Source organism: Actinoplanes sp. CA-252034 (assembly GCF_050956125.1).
GTDB lineage: Bacteria > Actinomycetota > Actinomycetes > Mycobacteriales > Micromonosporaceae > Actinoplanes.
On record NZ_CP191846.1, the window covers coordinates 7,803,102 to 7,825,033 of the forward strand.

A 21,932-nucleotide genomic window follows, 5' to 3' on the forward strand; every position below is an offset into this window, starting at 1 on the left:
CAGCGTCGCGGGGCGGGAAACCGGTGGGACCGCCGGAGGACGGGGTGGCGGGGGCCTCGATACCGGGACCGGTGAGCCCCGCGCGGGACGCGAGGCTGGTCCGGGGCGGGGCCGTCCCCTGGAAGTGCTCGCCCCCCGATGTCGGTCCGCCACCAGCGGAAACTCCGCCGGGACCACCATGACCCGCGCCTGGCCGACCGTAGGCGGCGCCCGAGTCACCAGTGCCCGGCCCGCCCTGAACGGTGCCCGGCCCTCCGTAATTGGAACCACCGTAGGCAGCAGCCGGACCGGCCTGCCCGGCATCCGAACCCGTGTAATCGCGACCACCGTAGGCGGCCTGGCCGGCATCCGAGCCTATGTGACCGGAGCTGAAATCATCGTGCCCGGCGGATCCGCCCGGGCTGACGCCGGGAACAGCGTGTCCACCGCCGGGACCGCTCGGGGCCGCGCCGAAACCACCGAAACCACCGCCGTAATCGAGCGGAGCGGTGCCGGGACCACCATGCCCACCGCCAAAACCACCCGGGACCGCGGCCTGACCACCATGCCCACCGCCGGGACCACCCGGCGCCGCGCCCGGACCACCATGCCCACCACCGGGAGCACCCGGGACCGCGCCGAAACCACTCGGAGCGCCCGGGACCGCCCCGGGACCGCGCGGGGTTGACGCGTCAGCGGATGACTGACCGGGCTCACCGGTTCCGGGTGGTGGGGGCGGGGCGCTCCTGCCCTGCGAGTTCAGCCCGAACGGCCCCGCCGGGATCCCTGGTGGTGTGCCGTCCGAGTGTCCGGAGGCCGCGTAGCCGGCACCGGGCTGGGACATGCCGGCATTGCCCGCCTGGGCGCCGCCCGGGGTGTCCTCGCCGATCAGCCACGGCGGGCGGGAGCCCGGGGCCGGTCCGGGGCCACCCGTCTGCCAGGCGCCGGTCTCCTCGGTCGCCCAACTCGGCGCGGACGGTTCGGCGGCTGAGGGACGCAGGCCGGACGGGTCGGACGACGGCCAGGGTCGGCGGCCCTCGGCGGCGCCTCCCTGGTTGTCGGCGGGGCTGCCGGCTGCGGGCGACGGCCATCCGTCAGAGGATCGATAGCCCTGGTTAGGGCTGTCATTCGGCGTCGGCATCGGGCCGGGCGGCGGGGGCATCGGGAAAGCCCCTCGCGCGGGTCCGCCTGGGCCGATCCCGGAAGAGCCCGGCCCGAATTCGGTAGATCCGCCGGGAACGGCCCCGAAGCCGGTTCCCGACGGAGCCTGCCCGGCCCCGAAGGCGGCCGAACCCGGCTCGAGAACAGCAGAACCCGGCTCGGAGACGGCCGGACCCGGCCCGTGGACAGCAGAACCCGGCTCGAAGGCGGCCGAACCCGGCCCGTGGACACCTGAACCCAGCTCGAAGGCGGCCGGACCCGGCCCGAAGGCAGCCGGACGTTGACCGGCGTCCGCCACTGGACCCGGCCCGAAGGATGCAGGGCCGGATGAGGACGTTCCGGAGGAGGCCGCCCCGAAGGGCGGGCTCTCCGTGCGGTAGCCGGGTCCGGGAGCGGCTCCGCCCGAGGGCGATCCGAACGGCTGCTCACCCGGCGTCGACCCGTAGGCGGCTCCCCCGGGCCGGCTCCGGAGCCCGGCTCCCCCGGCGCCGCCCAACCAGGTGCCGCGCCGTGGCTACCACCGGCACCGGCACCCGAGAATCGTCCGGGCTCCCGATCAGAGGCGGATCCCCCGGCCGTAAGACCCCCCGGCTCCGCACCGAACGAGGTCGCTGACGCGTCGAACGTCGATCCGCCGGACGAGTCCGAGCCGAGAGGCCGACCACCGAGCGGATCGCCACCGAAAGAGCCGCCACCAAGCGGACCGCCACCGAAAGAGCCGCCACCGAGCGGACCGCCACCGAAGGACACAGCGCCGAGCGGGTCGGCCCCGGCGTGGAGCGGACCGCCACCGAGCGGACCGGCACCGAGGGAGCCGCGGTCGAGGGGCCCTTCCGATACTGCGGGACCGGGAACAGGCCTCTCGCTGTGATGGGCACCGGTAGCCGTACCGGAAGAAGAGTGGTAAGCCGCCGCCGGACCGGATGTGGTGAGCCCGGAGCCGCCGGGCGGGGCCAGGCCAGGAGGCGGAGGAGCAGGTACAGCAGGTGTTTCGCCATATGAGGACTCCTCGACCACCCAGGGTGGTGGTGTGGGTGCGGCCGGTGGCATGAGGCCGGGCGTGGAAGGCGACCAGGCGGGGCGGGTCGCGGCGACGAGCCCGGAGGCTTCGGCGAGGCCGGCGGCGGCGAGGACCTCGGCGGCGGCCTGGGCGGTACGGCAGGGAAGCGGCTCACCGCAGGCGGGACACTCGGTGATCCCGTCGTGGGGGCCGAGCCCGCCTCCGTGTGCCTCGACCATCTTGGTCGCGGTGCGGGCCAGCACACTTTCCGGTTTGACGTAAGTCGATGCCATCGCCCTGTCGCCCCCATCCCGGCCTCGTCCACCTGCCGGGACGACACGATGGTCCCGCCGGTTGTCTCGGCTCCGCTCCAGTTCACCCCTTCGGGGGTACCCGGAGGGCGGATTTCCCCAGATCAGTGCGGATCGGGGTGCGGGTCGGCGGAAATCGGGACGGGCCGCCTGACCGGGCGGTATGCAGTTAGAGGAAATTCACTCACGGTGTTTATCCGTGCTCGCTCCGTAGCATGAAGGTACTTCCAGGAGGTGACCCCCCATGGACGACACCGAGCTGCACCGCGAGCGGATCCTCCGGCACGTCAGTCCGATCATCACCGGCCGCTTCGTCGGTTTCCAGACGTCCTACACCCGTGAGGTGCGCATCGGCCGGCCGGTCGCCCTCGCCGTCTTCCTGATGGCCGGCATCGCCCAGCTCATCGGCTCCCTGTTACGGATGACCCCGGCCCGGCGCACTCTCAAGGAGCTGCGCAAGGGCCCGGAGTTCCTGGTGACCCCGGTGCGGCTGCGTGACGACCTCGGGCAGATCTACGAGATCGAGATGCACGGGCAGCTGCCGCAGTCGGCGTTGCACCGCGGCGATCTGATCCAGGTGCGCACCGAGCCGCAGGCCGATCCGACCCTGCCGGTCCGGCTGTTGCAGGTGGTCAATCTGACGACGATGCAGCCGCTGACGCCGCGCATCCCCACCCAGTGGTCACACCTGGGCCCGGCGCTGTTGCTGCAGGCCGCCGTGGGCGTGACGATCTTCGGCGCCGTCATGGCCGTCTGGCTGGGATGATTTTCCTCCCGGCGGGGTACGAACGACGCCCATGAAAGATCGTTTGGACAACTGGCGAGAATGGACGGTCCGCACCGGGCGCTCCGCCATCGACAGCCGTCATCATGTCGAGGGGGGACGGCGGCTACGGCGCCGCACGCTCCCCTGGCGTCTCTGACGGCTCGAAAGGTGGTGCGCGGTGGGCGAGAAAGTCGACCAGACCAATTTCACCCGCGAGGACCGGACCCGCTACCGGCAGAAGATCCGCCGTAGCCTCGACGTGTTCGCGACGATGTTGCGCGAGGCACGGTTCGAGTTCGAACGTCCGCTGACCGGCATGGAGATCGAGCTCAACCTGATCGACGAGCATGCCGATCCGGCGATGCGCAACGCCGAGGTGCTGGGCGCGATCGCCGATCCGGACTTCCAGACGGAGCTGGGGCAGTTCAACATCGAGATCAACCTGCCACCGCGGCGGCTGGCCGGCGACGACTTCGCCGAACTGGAGCGCGGCCTGCGGTCCAGCCTCAACCAGGCGGAGCGGCGCGCCCGGGCGGCCGGCGCGCACATGGTGACGATCGGCATCCTCCCGACCCTGCGCCGCGAGCACCTCACCGGCGAGGCGCTCACCGCCAACCCGCGGTACCAGCTGCTCAACGAGCAGATCTTCGCGGCGCGGGGCGAGGACCTGGACATCCGCATCGACGGGGTGGACCGGCTGGCCGTCACCACCGACACCATCGCGCCCGAGGCGGCGTGCACGAGCACCCAGTTCCATCTGCAGGTGAGCCCGGCGCAGTTCGCCGCGTACTGGAACGCCTCGCAGATCGTCGCCGGCATCCAGGTGGCGCTCGGCGCGAACTCGCCTCTGCTGTTCGGCCGGGAGCTGTGGCGCGAGACCCGGATCCCGCTGTTCGAGCAGGCCACCGACACCCGCTCGGAGGAGATCCGAGCCCAGGGGGTGCGCCCGCGCGTCTGGTTCGGGGAACGCTGGATCACCAGTGTCTTCGACCTTTTCGAGGAGAACGTCCGGTATTTTCCGGCGCTGCTGCCGATCTGCGACATCCACGACCCGGCCGAGATCCTGGAGCGTGGCGAGATCCCGGAGCTGAGTGAGCTGCGGCTGCACAACGGCACGGTCTACCGGTGGAACCGGCCGATCTACGCGGTCGTCAACGGCCGTCCGCACCTGCGGGTGGAGAACCGGGTGCTGCCGGCCGGGCCGACGGTCGCCGACACGATCGCGAACGCCGCGTTCTACTACGGCCTGACCCGCACGATCGCCGAGGCACAGCGGCCGCTGTGGACACAGATGAGCTTCAAGGCGGCCGAGGAGAACTTCCACAACTGCGCCCGGCACGGCATCGACGCGACCGTCTTCTGGCCCGGCCACGGCACGCTGCCGGTCACCGAGCTGGTGCTGCGCTGGCTGCTGCCGCAGGCCGCGGCCGGACTCGACCTGTGGGGCGTCGCCCCGGCCCACCGCGACCGGCTGCTCGGCATCATCGAGCAACGCTGCCTACGGCACCGCAACGGAGCGTCGTGGCAGGTGGAGACGTTGCACGCCCTGGAGGACCAGGGGTACGACCGAGACCGCGCCCTGCACGAGATGGTGCGCCGCTACCTGCCGCTGATGCACGACAACATCCCGGTTCACGAGTGGCCGGCCGCCGCCAAGTCCTGACCGGCGATCGCCGCGGTCACCCCGTCGCGGGTGGTCTTCGGCAGCATCAGCACCGCGCCGGGGCCGGCGGCCAGCAGCGCCGCGGCCTCGGCGACGCTCGGGGAGCCCGTCGCGGCGGCCACCCGCCGGCTCGGGTTCGGCGCCGGCTGGGCGGCCAGCTCCGCCGCGGTGAACCCGGTCAGCCGCCACCCGAACTCGGCGGCCAGATCCCGGAACCGGGCCTCGGCCGCCCGCCGGTCCAGGGTGGCGAGCAACCCGACGTCGGCGGGCCGGAGCCGTGCGCCGGCCAGCGCGGCCAGCACCGGCGCCCGCAGCGCGACACCGCCGCGCGCGCCGAGGCCGAGCACGATCATCGCGCCGCCGCGGCGACCAGGTTCCGGGCCAGGGACGGCGTGCCCGCCCAGTGCAGGTGCAGGTAGGACGCGTGCACCGAGCCGGTCGCGAAGCCCTCCGGGTCGGCGCCCCGCCACGCCCAGGCCGCGCCGCCGGCCGGGGACAGCAGCAGACCCGACCGCGGGTGCACGGTGGTGCGGTGGAACTCGTGCCCGGTGACCCGGGTGCCGGCAGGGGCGAGAGGGCTGTCCGACAGCGCCACCGCGTCCCGGTAGCCGAGGGTCAACGTCGGGGTCATCACCGCTTCGGCGTCGAGCACGCCGCACATCGGCTGCCCATCGAGGGTGCGGCACAGCCAGAGCAGGCCGGCGCACTCGGCGGCGACGACACCCGTGAACCCGGCCACCTCGGCGCGCAACGCCGCGTTGGCGGAGAGCGCGGCGGCGTGCACCTCGGGGAAACCGCCGCCCACCACGATGGCGCGGGTCCCCGCCGGCAGCGACTCGTCGTGCAGCGGGTCGAACGGGACGACCGTCGCCCCGGCCCCGGTCAACAGCTCGGTCGTCTCGGCGTACGAGAAGGTGAAGGCCGGGCCACCGGCGACCGCGACCACCGGGCTCCCGGGCACCGGGTCCTCCGCGGCCGGTGACCACGGGTCGGCCGTGAAGGGTGCCGCCGACCGGGCCACCGCGGCGACCGCGTCCAGATCGATCGACGCCGCGATCAGCGTGGCCAGGGCGTCCACCGAGGCCAGGGCTTCGGCGCGCCGTTCCGCGGCGGGAACCAGCCCGAGGTGCCGCGACGGCGCGGCGACCGCGTCGGCCCGCCGCAGCGCGCCCAGCACCGGGGTGCCGACCTCCTCGCAGGCGTCCCGCAGGATCTGCTCGTGCCGGTCCGAGCCGACCCGGTTGAGGATGACCCCGGCCATCCGCACGTTGCCGAAGCTGCGGAACCCGTGCACCAGCGCCGCGATCGACCGGCCCTGCGCGGCCGCGTCCACCACCATGATCACCGGGGCGTCGAGGAGCCCCGCGACCTGCGCGGTCGATCCGGTCTCGCCGGCGCCGGTCCGCCCGTCGTAGAGCCCCATCACGCCCTCGACGATCGCCAGGTCCGCGCCCGCCGACCCGTGCGCGAACAGCGGCCCGACCAGGTGCTCACCGACCATCACCGGGTCGAGGTTGCGGCCCGGCCGCCCGGCCGCGAGCGCGTGATAGCCCGGGTCGATGTAGTCGGGCCCGACCTTGAACGGCGCCACCCTCACCCCGCGCCGCGCGAACGCCGCCAGCAGCCCGGTCGCCACCGTCGTCTTCCCGTGCCCGCTGGCCGGAGCGGCGATGACGATCCGGTTCACCATTCGATGCCCTGCTGTCCCTTACGGCCGGCGTCCATCGGATGCTTGACCTTGGTCATCTCGGTCACCAGGTCGGCGGCCGCGATCAGATCCGGGTGCGCGTCCCGCCCGGTGATCACCACGTGCTGGGTGCCCGGGCGGTTCGCGAGGGTCTCGATCACGTCGGCGACGTCCACCCAGCCCCACTTCATCGGGTAGGTGAACTCGTCCAGCACATAGAACCGGAACGTCTCCGCCGCCAGGTCACGCTTGATCTGCGCCCAGCCCTCGGCGGCCTCCACGGCATGGTCGCGCTCGGTGCCGGCCCGCTGGATCCAGGACCAGCCCTCACCCATCTTGTGCCAGGTGACGGGGGCCTGCCCGGCCGCGCCGAGCGCCTTGAGGGCGGCCTCCTCCCCCACCTTCCACTTCTCCGACTTCACGAACTGGAACACCCCGATCGGCCACCCGGCGCTCCACGCCCGCAGCGCCATCCCGAACGCGGCCGTCGACTTGCCCTTGCCCGGCCCGGTGTGCACGGCGAACACCGCCTGCCGCCGCCGCTGCCGCGTCGTCAGCCCGTCATCGGGCACACTCGTCACTTTCCCCTGCGGCACCATTCCTCCTTCCGCACGGCCTCACGCCGCTCACCGTCTTCACAAACCTGCAGTGGTACGGCCACTCCGCCCGCCGAACCCACGCCGTCCCGCCGGTTCGCGCATACGCCCAAGACGCGGCTCACGCCCCTCACCGCCCCGGACCGCGAACGGTCGACGGAGTACGCAACCGCATGACCCGCCCGCGCGACGGCCCGCCGCCGATCCCGATCCGGCCGGGACGGGTCACGCAGCGCGACGGTACGCGCGGTCGGGAGTCGGAGCCGGGCCGCCCGCGGCAGAGGCCGGCGTGCCGCGACGGACGGTGGCGGCCTCGAGATGGTCGAGGGGCATGACGTCGGCGTCGAGGGCGGCGGCCAGTTTGCGGGCCAGGCCCAGGCGGATCGGGCCGGATTCGCAGTCGACGACCACGGAGGCCACGCCCGCGAGCATCGGCGCCAGGCGCAGCGGGTCGGGACCGCTGGTCGCCCGGCCGTCGGTGACGATGATCAACAGCGGACGGCGGCGGGGGTCGCGGCGGCGCTCGGTGGCGATCGTGGCCGCAGCCGCCCGAAGACCGGCGGCCAGTGGCGTCCGGCCGCCGGTGCGCAGCGCGGCCAGCCGCTGCACGCCCACCTCGTGGCTGGAGGTCGGCGGCAGCACCACGTCGGCGTCGGCGCCCCGGAACGTGATCATCCCGATCCGGTCGCGCCGCTGGTAGGCGTCCCGCAGCAGGGAGAGCACGGCGGTCTTGACCAGCGTCATCCGCTTGCGCGCGGCCATCGAGCCGGAGGCGTCCACCACGAACAGGACGAGGTTCGCCTCCCGCCCCACGTGAACCGACTCCCGCAGATCGCGCGGCAGCACCCGAATCCCCGAGGACCCCGGAGCGACGCGCCCCGGAGCGGCGCGATCCAGAGCAGCCCGGTCCAGAGCAGCGCGATCCAGAGCAGCGCGATCCAGAGCAGCGCGATCCGGAGCAGCGCGATCCGGAGCGGCCCGATCCACAGCGGCCCGATCCACAGCGGCCCGGTCCAGAGCAGCGCGGTCCAGAGCGGCCCGGAGCGTGGCGAACAGGTGGGGAGCGCCGGAGAGCTTGCCCTGTGGGGGGCGACTTCCCACGACCCGGCCCCGGCGGGCGAAGGCCGGCGAGCGGCGGCCGGCGTGGCCGCCCTCACCGCGGGCCGCGATGCGCAGCATGCGGGGGCGGTAGGCCGGGCCGGCCACGGCGGCCGCCCCGGCTCGGTGCGGCTCGGCGCCGGGCGAGGGCTCGGACGACGGCTCGGACGAGGACTCGGCGGCACGCGGACCAGCGTCGGGTGCGCCGTCGGCCGGGGAGCCCGAACCGAGAGGCGGGACGCCGGGCGGACCAGCGGACTCACGGGACGCGTCGGCCGTACCGCCGGAGGGGCCGTCACCGTCTCGCGGACCGTCACCACCGTCGGGTCCTCCCGGGCCGTCCGGGCCCGGATCCGGGTCGTCGTCCTCGTCGTCCTCGGGTGAGGCGGAGGCCGCGGCCTGGCGTTCGGCTTCGGCGAGGGCCTCGTCGAGTCGCTGCTCGTCGGTGCCGGGCGGGTCGAGGGGGTCGGTGCGGCGGCGGTGCGGGAGGGCGAGCCGGGCCGCGTCGGCGACGTCGCCGGCGGTGACCCGGTCGCGGCCGTGCCAGGCGGTGAGCGCGACCGCGCACCGGGCGACGACGATGTCGGCGCGCATGCCGTCGACGCCGTAGGCGAGGCAGACCCGGGCGATGCGGTCGAGCTCGGCGTCGGGCAGCTCGACCGACGGGAGCACCGCGCGGGCCGCGGCGATGCGGGCGGCGTAGTCGCGTTCGTCTGCGGCGAAACGGGCGGCGAACGCGTCCGGGTCGGCCTCGTAGGCGAGCCGCCGCCGGACGACCTCGGCCCGCTGGACGGCGTCGCGGGGCGCGGCGACCGTGACGACCAGGCCGAACCGGTCGACGAGTTGCGGGCGGGGTTCGCCCTCCTCCGGGTTCATGGTGCCGACGAGCAGGAACCGGGCGGCGTGTTTGACCGAGACGCCGTCGCGCTCGACGTGGGCCCGGCCCATCGCGGCGGCGTCGAGCAGCAGGTCGACGAGGTGGTCGGGGAGCAGGTTGACCTCGTCGACGTAGAGCACCCCGCGATGAGCGGCGGCGAGCAGGCCCGGCTCGTACGCCTTGACGCCGTCGCTGAGTGCCCGCTGCAGGTCGAGGGTGCCGACGACACGGTCCTCGGTGGCACCGACGGGCAGCTCGACGAGGCTCGCGGCCCGCGCCACCGACGGCCCGCCGGGCGTGTGCGGGCCGTCGGGGCAGCCGGGGTCGGGCGCTGCCGGGTCACAGGCGAACCGGCAGCCGTGCACGACCTCCACCTGCGGCAACAGGCCGGCCAGGGCGCGGACCACGGTGCTCTTGGCGGTGCCTTTCTCGCCTCGGACCAGCACCCCACCGACGGCCGGTGACACCGAGGTCAGCAGCAGAGCCAGGCGCAGGTCGTCGAGGCCCACCACGGCCGAGAACGGGTACGGAGTCGTCAAGAGGATCCCTTCCGGCGGGTGTCCACGCCCGCGCGTCGGTTGTCACGAGCGGCCGGAGTTCCTGGCTCCCGGAATCGGTGTCCGGTCACAGTGGCGGGACCGTCCCGGATTCGCACCGGGTTCCTCCGCTACCGCTCGCCGGTCACTCTTTCCTACCGGCCGGTGACCCGTCAACGCGGGGTCCGTCACGGCAGGATCCGCGCCGCCAGGGTCGTAGCGATGCCGGCGATCTGCCCGGGTGTGAGCGGCGCCTCCCTCGGGGTGCGGTTGCCTTCGAGGACGTCGAGGGTCTGGACATGCAGCACCCGTCCGTCGGCGAGCTCGACGCCGACGCGGTGGGGTACGCCATCCGCCGGTCGGGATCAGCAGCGTTCCGGCGGCCGCCCCGGCGGGGCGCAGGCCGGTCCGGCGGCGTTTCTCCCGCCGGTAGGCGGACCGTCTCCACCGTTCCACCCCCTGCTCCAGGAGCTCGTGGTCGTCCACTCGGGACGAGGTGTTCCTTCCGGTGGGCGGGGTCGTAGTCACGCGTACGACGCCGCGCCCACCGGGCAGGGTTGCACGAGGGTCAGCGACCGACCGCCTTCTCGGTGGCGGGCAGGGGCTCGGGGGCCAGCTTGTCGAGCTCGGCGACGATGTCGAGGACGGCGAGGGCGGACTTCTCCACCAGGGGGCGCAGTCGCCGGTAGAGCTCGGCGTCGTCCGGGTCGGGCCGGACCGGGTCGCCGGTCGAGACGAGCGCGGCGGCCCGGTCCAGGTCGGGCAGCTCTCCGATGGCGTGCCGGGCCAGCAGGCAGGCGCCGAGCGCGGTGCCCTCGGGCACGTCGGCGACGGTCACCGGCAGGTCGAGGGCGGACGCGAGAATGGTGATCCACAGTTTCGAGGCGGCGGCCCCGCCGGTGGCCCGGATCTCGGTGAGCGGGTGGCCCTCGGCGTCGAACGAGTCACGGACCAGCGCCAGCTGCTGGCAGACGCCCTCGACGGCGGCGCGGACCAGGTGCGGGCGGCCGTGCTCGCGGCGCAGGCCCAGGTAGCCGCCACGCAGGCCGGGCCGCCACCAGGGCGCGCGCTCGCCGAGCAGGTAGGGCAGGCAGAGCAGGCCCTCGCTGCCGGCGGTGATCCCGGCGGCCTCCTCCAGCAGCTGGGCGTCGCGGTCGTCGGCATCCTCGCCGTCGCCGCCGGGCAGGAACGTCTGGCCCGCCCAGCGGACCACCGAGCCGGCATTGTTGACCGCGCCGCCGATCACCCAGCGGTCCTCGGTGAGCGCGTAGCAGAACAGGCGGCCCGCCTCGTCGCTGGTGGGGCTGCCGACGACGGTACGCAGCGCGCCGCTCGTGCCGAGCGACACCGCCCCGACCCCGGGTGGGGTGGCGCCGACCCCGAGGTTGGCCAGCGGCCCGTCGGCGGCGCCGATGATCAGCGGGGTCTCGGCCGGGAGTCCCGCGGCGGCGGCGACGTCGGCGTGCAGGCGCAGCGCGTGGGTGGTGGGCACGACCTCGGCGAGCTGCCCGGCGCGTACCCCGGCGATCTGCAGGGCCTCGTCGTCCCAGCGCCGGGCGTGGATGTCGTAGAGGCCGGTGCCCGACGCGATCGACAGGTCCACCAGGAAGGGCCCGCCGGTCAGCGCCGCGACGATCAGCTCCTTGACGCCGCCCCAGCGGGCGGTGGCGTGCAGCGTCTCCGGGTCGTCCTCGGCCCACCAGGCGAGCTTGGTGAGCGGCGACATCGGGTGCACGGGGGTGCCGGTGCGGGCCTGCAGCTTCCGGGCGCGGTTGTCGGCGACGATCCGCTCGCACTGTGCGGCCGACCGGTTGTCGGCCCAGGTGACCACCGGGCCGAGCGGCTTGCCGGCGGCGTCCATCGGGACCAGGGCGTGCAGGAAGGAGCTGAGGCCGATGGCGATCACCCGGTCGCCCTTCGCCCGGCACTCGGCGGCCACGTCGGTGAGGGCCTGGACGGCGGCGTCGGTCAGGGCGCCCGGATCGAGCTCGGCACGACCGGGGCCGGGCACCGACAGCGGATAGTGGACGCTGGTCAGGGCTCGGATCTCACCTCCGGGGCCGGCCGCGATCCCCTTCGTCGAGGTGGTTCCGGTGTCGATGCCGATCACGACGTCCATGCGTGTCCTCCTGCCGTACCGCCTGCTTCCGGAAGCCTTTCATGCCCGGCGGGCCGGAAATGCGAACGCCCCACCGGTGTCGGCCGGCGGGGCGTTCGCGGAGAGACGGATCAGCGCTGCTCGACCGGGACGAAGTCACGGACGGGCGAGCCGGTGTAGATCTGCCGCGGGCGGCCGATCTTGTTGGCCGGGTCGACCATCATCTCGCGGTACTGCGCGATCCAGCCGGGGAGCCGGCCGATCGCGAACAGGACCGTGAACATGTCGGTCGGGAATCCCATGGCCTTGTAGATGAGGCCGGTGTAGAAATCGACGTTCGGGTACAGCTTGCGGGAGATGAAGTACTCGTCGGAGAGCGCGATCTCCTCGAGCTTGAACGCGATCTCGAGAAGCGGATCGGGCTTGTCCAGGGTGTTCAACATCTCCTGGGCGGCCTTCTTCACGATGGCGGCGCGCGGGTCGTAGTTCTTGTAGACCCGGTGGCCGAAGCCCATGAGCTTGACGCCCTTTTCCTTGTTCTTCACTCGCGTGACGAACGAGTTGACGTCTCCGCCGTCCTTGCGGATCTGCTCGAGCATCTCGAGGACCGCCGCGTTGGCGCCGCCGTGCAGCGGGCCGGAGAGCGCGCCGATGCCGGCCGAGATGGAGGCGAACAGGTTGGCCTGGGAGGAGCCGACCAGGCGCACCGACGAGGTCGAGCAGTTCTGCTCGTGGTCGGCGTGCAGGATGAACAGCATGTCCAGGATCTTGGCGACCTTGGGGTCGACGTTGTACTGGACGGTCGGCAGCCCGAAGGTCAGGCGCAGGAAGTTCTCGACGTAGTCGAGGGAGTTGTCCGGGTACGGCAGGGGGTGCCCGATGGACTTCTTGTAGGTGTACGCCGCGATCGTCGGAAGTTTCGCCATCAGGCGGATCGCGGAGATGTCCACCTGCTCCGAATCGAGCGGGTCGAGCGCGTCCTGGTAGAACGTGGACAGCGCGGTGACCGCCGACGAGAGCACCGACATCGGGTGCGCGTTACGCGGGAAGCTGGAGAAGAACGTGCGCATCTCCTCCTGCAGGAGGGTGTGCACACGGATCTTGTCCGCGAAGTCCTGCAGCTGCGCGGCGGTCGGCAGCTCACCGTTCATCAGGAGGTATGACACCTCGAGGAACGTGCTCTTCTCGGCCAGCTGCTCGATCGGGTATCCGCGGTAGCGCAGGATGCCCTGGTCACCGTCGATGTAAGTGATCGCCGACTTGGTCGACGCGGTGTTCACGAAACCCTGGTCCAGGGTGACGTAACCGGTCTCCTTCAGCAGAGCACTGACGTCGATGCCGCCCGGACCGTCGACGGCCTTCGTGACCGCCATCGACAACTGACCACCAGGGTGGTCGAGCTTGACATCCGTCATGTATTTCCCTCACTTCACCGGCAGATGTCCCAAGGATTTTGCCGTTCACCGTAAACCCTCAACCTGAATGGGTCATCAGGTGGCCACCTGTTGAGGCATTGGTCACCAGTACGTATGGGTCGTTGCGCCATAGACAATGGTCGGTATATTGCGACTTCGTTACGGGAGGGCCCATGCAGATCCCGAACCAGGGACCCGTCGTCGTGGCGGTCGGCGACCCGGTGACCGACGCGGCCGCGGTCCGCCTCGCCGCGCGGGAGGCATGCTCCCGCGGACGGATGTTGCAGGTCGTGCACGCTTTCACCGGGCCCGGCGACGCCGGCTGGGGCCCGGCCCGGCGGACCGCCTCGCACCTGGTGGAGGAGGCGGTCTCCATCGCCAAGCGTTCCACACCCGGGGTCGACGCGCGGCCGCATCTGGTGGATGGCCCACCCGGACGGGTCCTTCTGCGCCTGAGCCGGGCCGCGGTCCTGGTGGTCGTCGGCGGGCCGCTGGTCGAGGTGGTGGCGCGGGCCTGGTGCCCGGTCGCGGTCACCCGTGCCCAGCGGACCCCGTCGGGGCCGGTGGTGGCCGCCGTGGACGACTCGCCCTACGCGACGCTGGCGCTGCGGTTCGCGGTGGAGGCGGCCGGCCGGCGGGGCGGGCCGGCGCACGCGGTGCACGTGACCGAGCCGGGGCGGGAGGCCGAGGGCGAGCGGGTGCTCGACGAAGTGCTCGCGCGGATGCCGGACACGACGGGCGTACGCCGCCGGATGCTGATCGGGCACCCGGGGGCCACCCTGGCCCGGGTGTCGCGTAGGGCCGGCCTGCTGGTGCTCGGGCCGCGCGGCGCGCACGCCTCGGGCCGGCTCGGCACGGTGGCCGAGGAGGTGCTGCGCCGTGCCGCCGGTCCTGCGGTCTTCGTGCACGGTGCGCGCCGCCCGGCAGGTTTCGTGAAGCCCGGTGACGTGGTGCCCGTATTGCTACCGTTGACGCATACATAGGTCTTCGGGCTGTACGGGAGGAATGCCCGGTGCGATCGGTACTCCCGCCGGGAATCGCCCGCCGGCTCTGGCAGATCATGGCCGCGGTCGGCGTCATCGCCACGGTCCTCTACGTGCTCTTCCCGTCCACCTCCACCGGTGACACCGCGTTCGCCCTGCTCGCCGTCACCGTGATGGCCGCCTGTGTGGTCGGGCCGCTGCGCTGGAACGCCGAACCGCCGTCGGCCTGGCGGTCGATGGCCGCCGCCGCGATCACGTTCATGATCGGCGTCCTGATCCGCCCCACGGTCAGCGAGATGGCGATGCCGTGGCCGCTGCTCGCCGACCTCGCCTCGTTCAGCGGCTATCTGCTGCTCGCCGCGTTCGTGCTGATCCTGCTGCAGCGCCGGGGCAGCCTCGACCGGCACGCCCTGCTGGACGGGCTGACCGTGTGCCTGTCGGCCGGCGTCGCGAGCGCCCTGCTGCTGGCCCTGCCCGCCGCCGAGGTTCCCGGCCGGCCCGTGCTGCTCTCCGTCATCCAGGGCATGTACCCGCTGGTCGACGTGATGGTCGTGCTGCTGATGGTGAACCTCACCTTCACCGCCAGGCACTGGCCGGTCAGCCTGATCGCGCTGATCATGATGATGGTCGGCATCTTCGCCGGCGACCTGGCCTACGCGATCGAGGGAGTGGACGGCAACGTCTACGCGTCGCCGCTGCTCAACGTGCCGTTCATGCTCGCGTACACGGCACTCGGGGTGGCCGCGCTGCACCCGTCCGTGGTGGACATGGGCCGGGCCGCGAAACCGCCCGCACAGGCCTGGTCCTGGCCGCGGCTGTCGCTGCTGCTGCCCGCGCTGGCCGTGCCGTTCGCCCTGCTGCCGACCCCGGTCTCGGAGTCCACCACGGGCCGGGCCCTGATCGCCGTGGCCGGCGCCCTGTCGGTCGCGCTGCTGCTGATCCGGGCCGTCTCCGCGGTCCGCGCCCAGGTCGCCGCCCAGCTGCGCTCGGAGCACCAGGCCACCCACGACCCGCTCACCGGCCTGCCGAACCGGCAGTCCATGTCGTCGGAGGTGGCCCGTCTGGTCACCGTGGCCGACCCGGAGGGGCACGATCGGGTCTGGGTCTACATGCTCGACCTGGACGGCTTCAAGTGGGTCAACGACTCGTGGGGCCACGACACCGGCGACCAGCTGGTGATCGAGGTGGGGCGGCGGCTGCGGGCGGCCGTGCCGATGAACATCCCGGTGGCCCGGGTCGGCGGCGACGAGTTCCTGCTCGGGTTCATCGGCGAGAAGGGCGGGGCGCTGCGCCTGGTCGACGACATCCGCGGCTGTTTCGCCCGGCCCTTCCCGGTCCGCGACCACGACGTGGTGATCAGCGCGTCGATCGGCATCTCGCACGCCGAGGCCGACCCGGTCAACGCCGCGGTCACCGCCGAGGCCCTGATGCGTGACGCCGACACCGCGATGTACCGGGCCAAGGCCGAGGGGCCCGGCCGGTCCACCATCTTCGACACCAGCATGCACGCCCAGGTCCGGGAGCGGATCGAGCTGGAGGTGGCGCTGCGGCAGGCGCTGGCCGACGAGCAGCTGTACGTGGCGTACCAGCCCCTGGTGCGCCTGGAGACCGGAGTCCCGCTCGGGGCCGAGGCACTGGTCCGGTGGGTGCACCCGGAGCGCGGGCCGATCCCGCCGATGACGTTCATCCCGATCGCCGAGGACGCCGGGCTGATCAACGCGATCGGCACCTGGGTCCGCAAGGAGGCGCTGCGCCAGCTCGGCGTGTGGCGTTCGGAGGGCACCGTCACCGACGACTTCTACCTGTCGATCAACGTGTCGCCGCGTCAGCTGTCCGACCCGGAGTTGCCGTTGATCGTCTCCGGGGAGATGCTCCGGTACGGGGTGCCGCCGCAGTGCGTGGCCCTGGAGATGACCGAGTCGGTGATGGTCGACGGGTCCAGCGTCACCTCACGGGTCCTCTTCGAGCTGCGTGAGCTCGGCGTGAAGCTGCTGGTCGACGACTTCGGCACCGGCTTCTCGGCGCTCGGCTACCTGCGCCGTTTCCCGGTCACCGGCGTCAAGATCGACCGCTCGTTCGTGACCGGTCTCGGCGTCAACCACGAGGACGACGAGATCGTCCGCGCCGTCGTGGCGATGAGCCACGCCCTCGGCCTCTCGGTGATCGCCGAAGGCGTGGAGACCCCGCTGCAGCGGGAGGCGCTGTGGGCGGTCGGCGTCGTCAACGGGCAGGGCTGGCTGTGGGGCGCGGCGGTGCCGGCCGCCGAGTTCGCCGAGCGCTGGCGGGACGCCATCGTGCGCGCGCCACACCTGCCGGCGATCCTGTCGGATCCGTCGGGCCGGCACCGCCGGCCCCACTGAGCTCCGCCGTCAGACCCGGGCCACCCGGCGGTCCTCCCCGCCGTCCCGCCGGCCCCGGTTGTACCCGGAACGCCGTTCCTCCCGCCGGAACGGGGCGTCGTTCTTCGGGAACTCGTACATCCAGAACGACTGCGCGTCCAGGCGGGTCGGCTGGGCCCGCCCGGCCTCGGCGGCCCGGCTCAGGATCACCGCGATCATCCGGGGCAGCTGGTGGCGCTCCTCGTTGTACGAGCAGATGTCGAAGAACACCTTGCCGTCCACCTCGCCGATCGGGGCGTACATGGCCCGCTGCAACGCGACGAAGACACCCTGGCCCCGGTGTCCCAGCGCGGAGCCCGCGAACAGGCAGTAGAACAGGCGGCGCTGCTCGTACATCTCGGGGAAGTGGTATTTGAAGTACTCCGCCGAGATCAGCGGGATCGACTCCAGCTCGTTGGTGAGCGTGCCCATGCCGATCACCGCGCCGTCCTCGTCGTCCAGCGCCACGTATTTGCCGATCCGTTTGTCGGCCATCACCTCGTCGAACTCGCTGCGGTACATCAGGTGCCGGTTGACCGCGAGATACTGCAGGTCGCTGAAGCAGTCCTGGTAGAAGTCCCAGGACTCGTCCAACAGCTCGGCCGGCAGCTCGGGCATGATCTCCAAGCGCACGTCGTCGCCCCCTCTCTCGACGACAAACCTTCCAGGGACCCCGGCCCCGCGAGGGCAACTCCGGCAATTCACCGGGTAGAAAGCGGGTATGCGCTTCGCCACCTGGAACGTCAACTCGGTCAAGGCACGCCTGCCCCGCCTGCTCGACTGGCTGGCCGGCACCGCCCCCGACGTCGTCTGCCTGCAGGAGACCAAGGTCACCGCCGACGGCTTCCCGGAGCGGGAGGTCGCCGAGCTGGGGTATGCGACGGCGGCGTACGGCCAGGGCCGCTGGAACGGGGTCGCCGTGCTCTCCCGGATCGGCCTGGACGACGTGCGCCGCGGTTTCGCCGGGGAGCCCGGATACCCCGACCCGGAGGCGCGGGCGGTCAGCGCGCTCTGCGGCGGCATCCGGTTCATGTCGGTGTACGTGCCGAACGGCCGCACCCCGAGGACCCGCACTACACGTACAAGCTGAAGTGGCTCGCCGCCCTCCGCGACGCCCTCGTCCCCGACCTGGAGGCCGGGCCGCTGGTGGTGGCCGGCGACTACAACGTGGCGCCCACCGACGCCGACGTGTGGGACGTCACCCGCTTCGCCGGCTCCACGCACGTGACACCGCCGGAACGCGCCGCGCTCGCCGCGATCCGCGACCTCGGGCTGGCCGACGTGCCGGCCCGGCCGCTCAAGGGTGATCACCCGTTCACCTACTGGGACTATCGTGCCGGGATGTTCCACCAGAACAAGGGCATGCGGATCGATCTGGTCTACGGCAGCGCCGACGTCACCGCACGGGTGTCCGACGCGTACGTCGACCGTGAGGCCCGCAAGGGCAAAGGGCCTTCCGACCACGCCCCGATCGTGGTCGACCTGACCGCCTGACCACGGGTGCACGTAGGCTGAGGCCGATTCACACGGGTCGACGGGGAAACGGAAGGAGGCGGCGATGACATCCCGAACACCGGCGGTTGCTCCGGCGGTCACGCCGGCACCCGCCCTGCTCGCCGCCGTTCTCGACGCCGCCGCCGAGGCCGTGGTGCTGTGCGAGACGGCCGGCGACGTGGTCGTCATGGCCAACGCGGCGGCCCGCCGGCTGCTGCCCGGTACGCTCCCCGGCCACCCGGCCGGCGCGCCCCTGCCGACCGGCGGCGCCGACTCGTTCCAGACCGAGCACGCGGGCCGCCGGCTGTCCGGGACGCGCCGCACGGTCGCCGACGGGCACTACGCGTGGTTCCTGCGGGACCGGACCGAGTCCGCCGCCCTGGAGCGGGAGCGGTCCCGGACGGCGTTCCTCGCCGAGGCGGGCCGACGGCTGTCCGCGTCGCTGCACGTGCGCCGCTGCGCCCGGACGGCGGTGGAGCTGGCCGCCGCGCATCTGGCCGACGCAGCCGTGGTGGTGCTGCCCCCGCAGCATCGGCAGAGCGACTGGACCCGGCTGTTGCCCGGCCTGCCGATCGAGGAGGGCACCCTCCGGGAGCCGCAGCTCGGCGAGGTGCCCGGCCTGGTCGAGGCGCTCGATGGCTTCCCGCCCATCCCGAGCCGCTGGCTCGACCCGGCGCAGGCGCCCGCCTGGCTGGTGCCCGCCGGGTTCGGCCCGGTCGGCGCGCTGCTGGCGATCCCGCTGCCCGGCAACGCCGAGCCGGCCGGGGCGCTGATCCTGGCCCGCTGCGGCCCCGGTGCCGTGTTCACCGCCGAGGACGAGGCGCTGGCCCGGGTGTTCGCGGCCCGTGCCGGCGCGGCGATCGCGGCGGCCGTGCTCTACCGCGAGCAGGTCGACACCGCCGCCGTCCTCCAGGCCGACCTGCTGCCGCCGGAGCTGCCGCAGCCCGACGGCTTCGAGTTGGCCGGCTCCTACCAGGCCGCCGGTGACGCGCTGCGCATCGGCGGCGACTTCTACGACGTGTTCGGCCCGGCCGGGGGCGACGGCGACACGATGATCGCCCTCGGCGACGTGTGCGGCACCGGCCCGGAGGCGGCGCTCCTCACCGGCAAGGTCCGCCAGACGCTGCGCGCGCTGCGCCTGGTGCGGACCGAGCCGGCGGCCATGCTGACGGTGCTCAACGAGGCGTTGCTGCAGTCCGCACGCCAGCCACGGTTCGTGACCATGGTGGTGGGCTCCGTCCGGCGTACCGACCACGGCCGGGTCCGGCTCGAGCTGGCCAGCGGCGGCCATCCCGCCCCTCTGGTGCTGCGCGCCGACGGCAGCGTCGAGGAGGTTCCGACCAGAGGCACCCTGATCGGCGTCCTTCCCCGCACGGTGGTGCACCCGGCCACCGTCGAGCTCGCGCCCGGCGAGTTGTGCCTGCTCTACAGCGACGGCCTCACCGAGGCGCGCGGCGGCCCGTCCGGCGGCGAGCAGTTCGGCGAGGACCGTCTGCACCAGGCGCTCGCCGAGTGCCGCGGCATGCCGGGCGCCGCCACCGTCGACCGGATCCGCCAGCTCGTCGCCGACTGGATCCGTGGCGGCGGCTCCGACGACATCGCGATGCTCGCGGTCCGCGCGCCGTCCCGCACCCCGCTGAGCCTGCGTGGCGGCGGAGCACCCACCCCGTCGCCGTATGTGGCGGCCGCCCGCCGTGGCGACCGCCGCCCCCGGACCCGTCCATGACCGTCTCGTCACGACCCGCCCAGGACGGCCTCACCGAGACCCGCGCCGCCGCCGGAGGACGCTCGTGACCGCGCCCGGCGGCACCCTCACGCCGATCACCGCGCCCATCGCCGACGCCTACCTCGGCCTGGTCGCCGACGGTGACGAGGTCGGCGCCACCGAGCTGATCGGCAGCCTCCTGGCCGACGGCGTCCCGGCCCAGCGGATCATCGTCGACCTGATCGGCGGCGCCCAGAGACGTGTCGGCGAGCTGTGGGCGGCCAACCAGTGGACGGTCGCCCGCGAGCACGCCGCCACCGCCGTCGGCGAACGCGCCCTGGCCGCCGTCGCCGCTCGCACCACCGTCCCTCCGAGGCGCGGCCGGATCGCCCTGGCCTGCGTCGACGGCGAATGGCACGGCCTGCCCGCCCGCATGCTCGCCGAGCTGCTGCGCCTGGACGGCTGGCGGATCGACTTCCTCGGCGCCAACGTCCCGGGCCGCCATCTGATCGTCCACCTGCACCAGACCGGCCCCGACGCGGTGGCGCTGAGCTGCATGCTCCCCACCCGTCTCCCGCGGGCACACGCCGCGATCACCGCCTGCCGCGCCGCCGGCCTGCCGGTGATCGCCGGAGGCCGCGGCTTCGGTCCGGGCGGCCGCTACGCGCAACGGCTGGGTGCCCAGGCGTGGGCCGCGACCGGCGAGGAGGCCGTCACCCGCCTGGCCACCGACTGGCCCCCGCGCAACGTGACCGACCTCCCTCTGCCGGAGGACGAGTCCTTCCTCGGCGACGAGGAGTACACGCACCTGGCCCGCTGCCGCCCGCAGCTCATCGCGACCGCCATGGACCGGCTCCCCACGGTGTATCCTCCCGCCCGCGACTACGACCCGGTCCAGGCGGAGTCCACCAGCGAGGACATGGGCCACATAGCCGATTTCCTGGCCGCCGCCCTCTACGTCGGCGAGCCGGAGATCTTCCTCGACTTCGTCAGCTGGACAGCCGAGGTCCTGAGCTCGCGGAGCATCCCGTCGACGGCCCTGCGCCAGGGGCTGACGCTGATCAGCGACCAGCTGGTCGACTTCCCCACCGCCACGTCGATGCTGACGACGGCCCTGCAGTCGCTCCCCCGCACCTGACGGGCATCATCGCCTCATGAGCGTGCGGCAATCACGGGAGGAACGGGCGGCTGCGCTGACCACCGCACTCCGGGAGGTTCAGGTTGCGGAGCACTGGCAGCGGTACGAGCCGTCGGGCTACATCGACACCGCGGTACGCCGGTGGACCAGATCAACTCGCCCGGCCGCCGGTACCCGATCAGGCGGATCTGCTCGCGCAGCGCCCGCACATGGAGCTCGATCACCGAGGCTCTCCGGCCGGGGCGGGGAGGCGGCGGGACGGGCCGGCGGTGACCATGGGCCACGCCCGTCAGGCGCGCCGCGTCGGTGAGCGACGCGGACGTCGCGCGGTGGTCAGGGACGCGATCGTTGCGGTCGGGGGCGGCGCCGGGCGTACGAGATAATCGGTGGCGGCCGTGCGAAGGCCGGATTACCGTGGGCGCCATGCTGTGATGCCGTCCCGACCGCCGCCCGCAACCCGCCGCATCTCGCGCCGGGGCCGCCGGGCCGCGTTGTTCTCCGCATGCCGATCCGGCCGGAGTGGGATGGTTCGCGCGTTCTCTCCGTTCCGTGGTGGCACGTCCGGGTGGTGGCCTCGCGCCGCGCCCGGGCTCACGGCCGTTCACCGCTCTCGCCGGGAGACCGATCCCGGGCGTCGCGGGTTCCGCCGTCGCCGAAATGCGCATTCACGCCGACCGTGCCCGTGACGCACGGTCGCTTCCCGCTCCCCCAGCGGGAGCCGCAAGGAGGTAGCTCATGCCTGCCAAACCGTTCTCCGTGCACCTGGACCTCGACGAGATCGCCCAGCGGGACATCGCCGCGGCGCTGCGCCCGGCCATCGGCTCGGGAGCCGCCGACGACCAGCAGGGTGATGCCGCGACGGCACACCACGGCGCCCGGGACGCCCGTCAGGCAGCCCGGGACCGATCGGGCCGCGATCACGCCGGACGGGCCGGTAACGCTTCCGGCGGACGCTCCTACGCGTTCCGCCGCAGCTAGGCCGCGACCGCATACCGCCGATGCCCGGCGCCGCACGCATGCGGCGCCGGGCATCTCCGTGTCCCGGAG

At 73.1% G+C, this 21,932-nt stretch carries 14 protein-coding genes, 1 pseudogene and 1 riboswitch; of the genes and pseudogenes, 8 read left to right on the plus strand and 7 right to left on the minus strand.

The window, feature by feature from the left end; genetic code table 11:
- Window positions 1–2,695: 2,695 nt before the first annotated feature.
- Both ACQPZW_RS35475 and ACQPZW_RS35480 read left to right on the plus strand, forming a co-directional pair.
- Entirely contained in the window at window positions 2,696–3,217 is a 522-nt protein-coding gene (locus tag ACQPZW_RS35475) for a hypothetical protein (RefSeq protein ID WP_433790366.1), read from the plus strand.
- 178 nt (window positions 3,218–3,395) lie between these two features.
- A complete protein-coding gene (locus ACQPZW_RS35480; protein ID WP_433790367.1) occupies window positions 3,396–4,880 on the plus strand; it encodes a glutamate--cysteine ligase in 1,485 nt (494 codons plus the stop codon).
- Here ACQPZW_RS35480 and ACQPZW_RS35485 read toward each other — a convergent pair.
- The 6 genes from ACQPZW_RS35485 to ACQPZW_RS35510 all read right to left on the minus strand — a co-directional run bounded on the left by ACQPZW_RS35485 (window position 4,850) and on the right by ACQPZW_RS35510 (window position 13,187).
- Window positions 4,850–5,233 carry a cobalamin biosynthesis protein gene (locus ACQPZW_RS35485; RefSeq protein ID WP_433790368.1) on the minus strand — a complete coding sequence of 128 codons (384 nt, stop codon included), beginning with the start codon at window positions 5,231–5,233 and terminating at the stop codon, window positions 4,850–4,852. The two genes, ACQPZW_RS35480 and ACQPZW_RS35485, sit on opposite strands and share 31 nt — an antisense overlap.
- Entirely contained in the window at window positions 5,230–6,570 is a 1,341-nt protein-coding gene (locus ACQPZW_RS35490) for a cobyrinate a,c-diamide synthase (RefSeq protein ID WP_433790369.1), read from the minus strand. Before ACQPZW_RS35490 ends, ACQPZW_RS35485 begins: the two co-directional genes overlap by 4 nt.
- Window positions 6,564–7,163: a cob(I)yrinic acid a,c-diamide adenosyltransferase gene (gene cobO, locus ACQPZW_RS35495; protein ID WP_433790370.1), complete on the minus strand. Its 600-nt coding sequence runs from the start codon at window positions 7,161–7,163 to the stop codon at window positions 6,564–6,566. The genes ACQPZW_RS35490 and cobO overlap by 7 nt, the downstream gene beginning before the upstream one ends.
- A 225-nt stretch (window positions 7,164–7,388) precedes the next feature.
- Window positions 7,389–9,677 carry a VWA domain-containing protein gene (locus ACQPZW_RS35500; RefSeq protein ID WP_433790371.1) on the minus strand — a complete coding sequence of 763 codons (2,289 nt, stop codon included), beginning with the start codon at window positions 9,675–9,677 and terminating at the stop codon, window positions 7,389–7,391.
- Between the two features lie 33 nt (window positions 9,678–9,710).
- A riboswitch (cobalamin riboswitch) is annotated at window positions 9,711–9,828 on the minus strand.
- 414 nt (window positions 9,829–10,242) lie between these two features.
- The gene (locus ACQPZW_RS35505) at window positions 10,243–11,793 is read right to left on the minus strand and encodes a gluconokinase (protein ID WP_433790372.1); all 1,551 of its coding nucleotides are present in this window, start codon (window positions 11,791–11,793) and stop codon (window positions 10,243–10,245) included.
- A 110-nt stretch (window positions 11,794–11,903) separates the two neighbouring features.
- Window positions 11,904–13,187, minus strand: a complete 1,284-nt coding sequence (locus tag ACQPZW_RS35510) for a citrate synthase (RefSeq protein ID WP_433790373.1) — start codon at window positions 13,185–13,187, stop codon at window positions 11,904–11,906.
- Between the two features lie 173 nt (window positions 13,188–13,360).
- Here ACQPZW_RS35510 and ACQPZW_RS35515 point away from each other — a divergent pair, with 173 nt between their 5' ends.
- Together ACQPZW_RS35515 and ACQPZW_RS35520 are read left to right on the plus strand one after the other, a co-directional pair.
- Window positions 13,361–14,170, plus strand: coding sequence for a universal stress protein (locus tag ACQPZW_RS35515; RefSeq protein WP_433790374.1), 810 nt, complete (start codon window positions 13,361–13,363; stop codon window positions 14,168–14,170).
- Between the two features lie 29 nt (window positions 14,171–14,199).
- The gene (locus ACQPZW_RS35520) at window positions 14,200–16,530 is read left to right on the plus strand and encodes a putative bifunctional diguanylate cyclase/phosphodiesterase (protein WP_433790375.1); all 2,331 of its coding nucleotides are present in this window, start codon (window positions 14,200–14,202) and stop codon (window positions 16,528–16,530) included.
- Window positions 16,531–16,539: 9 nt separating this feature from the next.
- Here ACQPZW_RS35520 and ACQPZW_RS35525 read toward each other — a convergent pair whose 3' ends face one another.
- Window positions 16,540–17,181 (minus strand): hypothetical protein, encoded by a 642-nt coding sequence (locus ACQPZW_RS35525; RefSeq protein WP_433790376.1) that lies wholly within the window; start codon window positions 17,179–17,181, stop codon window positions 16,540–16,542.
- An 88-nt stretch (window positions 17,182–17,269) separates the two neighbouring features.
- Here ACQPZW_RS35525 and ACQPZW_RS35530 point away from each other — a divergent pair.
- From ACQPZW_RS35530 to ACQPZW_RS35545, 4 genes and pseudogenes are all read left to right on the plus strand, one after another.
- Window positions 17,270–18,042: pseudogene (locus tag ACQPZW_RS35530) on the plus strand (exodeoxyribonuclease III).
- Window positions 18,043–18,106: 64 nt separating this feature from the next.
- Window positions 18,107–19,768, plus strand: coding sequence for a PP2C family protein-serine/threonine phosphatase (locus ACQPZW_RS35535; RefSeq protein WP_433790377.1), 1,662 nt, complete (start codon window positions 18,107–18,109; stop codon window positions 19,766–19,768).
- A gap of 64 nt (window positions 19,769–19,832) precedes the next feature.
- Window positions 19,833–20,885: a cobalamin B12-binding domain-containing protein gene (locus ACQPZW_RS35540; protein WP_433790378.1), complete on the plus strand. Its 1,053-nt coding sequence runs from the start codon at window positions 19,833–19,835 to the stop codon at window positions 20,883–20,885.
- A gap of 735 nt (window positions 20,886–21,620) precedes the next feature.
- Window positions 21,621–21,863, plus strand: a complete 243-nt coding sequence (locus ACQPZW_RS35545; RefSeq protein WP_433790379.1) for a hypothetical protein — start codon at window positions 21,621–21,623, stop codon at window positions 21,861–21,863.
- Window positions 21,864–21,932 lie beyond the last annotated feature (69 nt).

Coding starts and splice junctions, on each gene's coding strand:
- ACQPZW_RS35475 (WP_433790366.1), top strand. CDS start 2,696: ATGGACGACACCGAGCTGCACCGCGAGCGGATCCTCCGGCACGTCAGT.
- ACQPZW_RS35485 (WP_433790368.1), bottom strand. CDS start 5,233: ATGATCGTGCTCGGCCTCGGCGCGCGCGGCGGTGTCGCGCTGCGGGCG.
- ACQPZW_RS35490 (WP_433790369.1), bottom strand. CDS start 6,570: ATGGTGAACCGGATCGTCATCGCCGCTCCGGCCAGCGGGCACGGGAAG.
- ACQPZW_RS35505 (WP_433790372.1), bottom strand. CDS start 11,793: ATGGACGTCGTGATCGGCATCGACACCGGAACCACCTCGACGAAGGGG.
- ACQPZW_RS35510 (WP_433790373.1), bottom strand. CDS start 13,187: ATGACGGATGTCAAGCTCGACCACCCTGGTGGTCAGTTGTCGATGGCG.
- ACQPZW_RS35515 (WP_433790374.1), top strand. CDS start 13,361: ATGCAGATCCCGAACCAGGGACCCGTCGTCGTGGCGGTCGGCGACCCG.
- ACQPZW_RS35535 (WP_433790377.1), top strand. CDS start 18,107: ATGACATCCCGAACACCGGCGGTTGCTCCGGCGGTCACGCCGGCACCC.
- ACQPZW_RS35545 (WP_433790379.1), top strand. CDS start 21,621: ATGCCTGCCAAACCGTTCTCCGTGCACCTGGACCTCGACGAGATCGCC.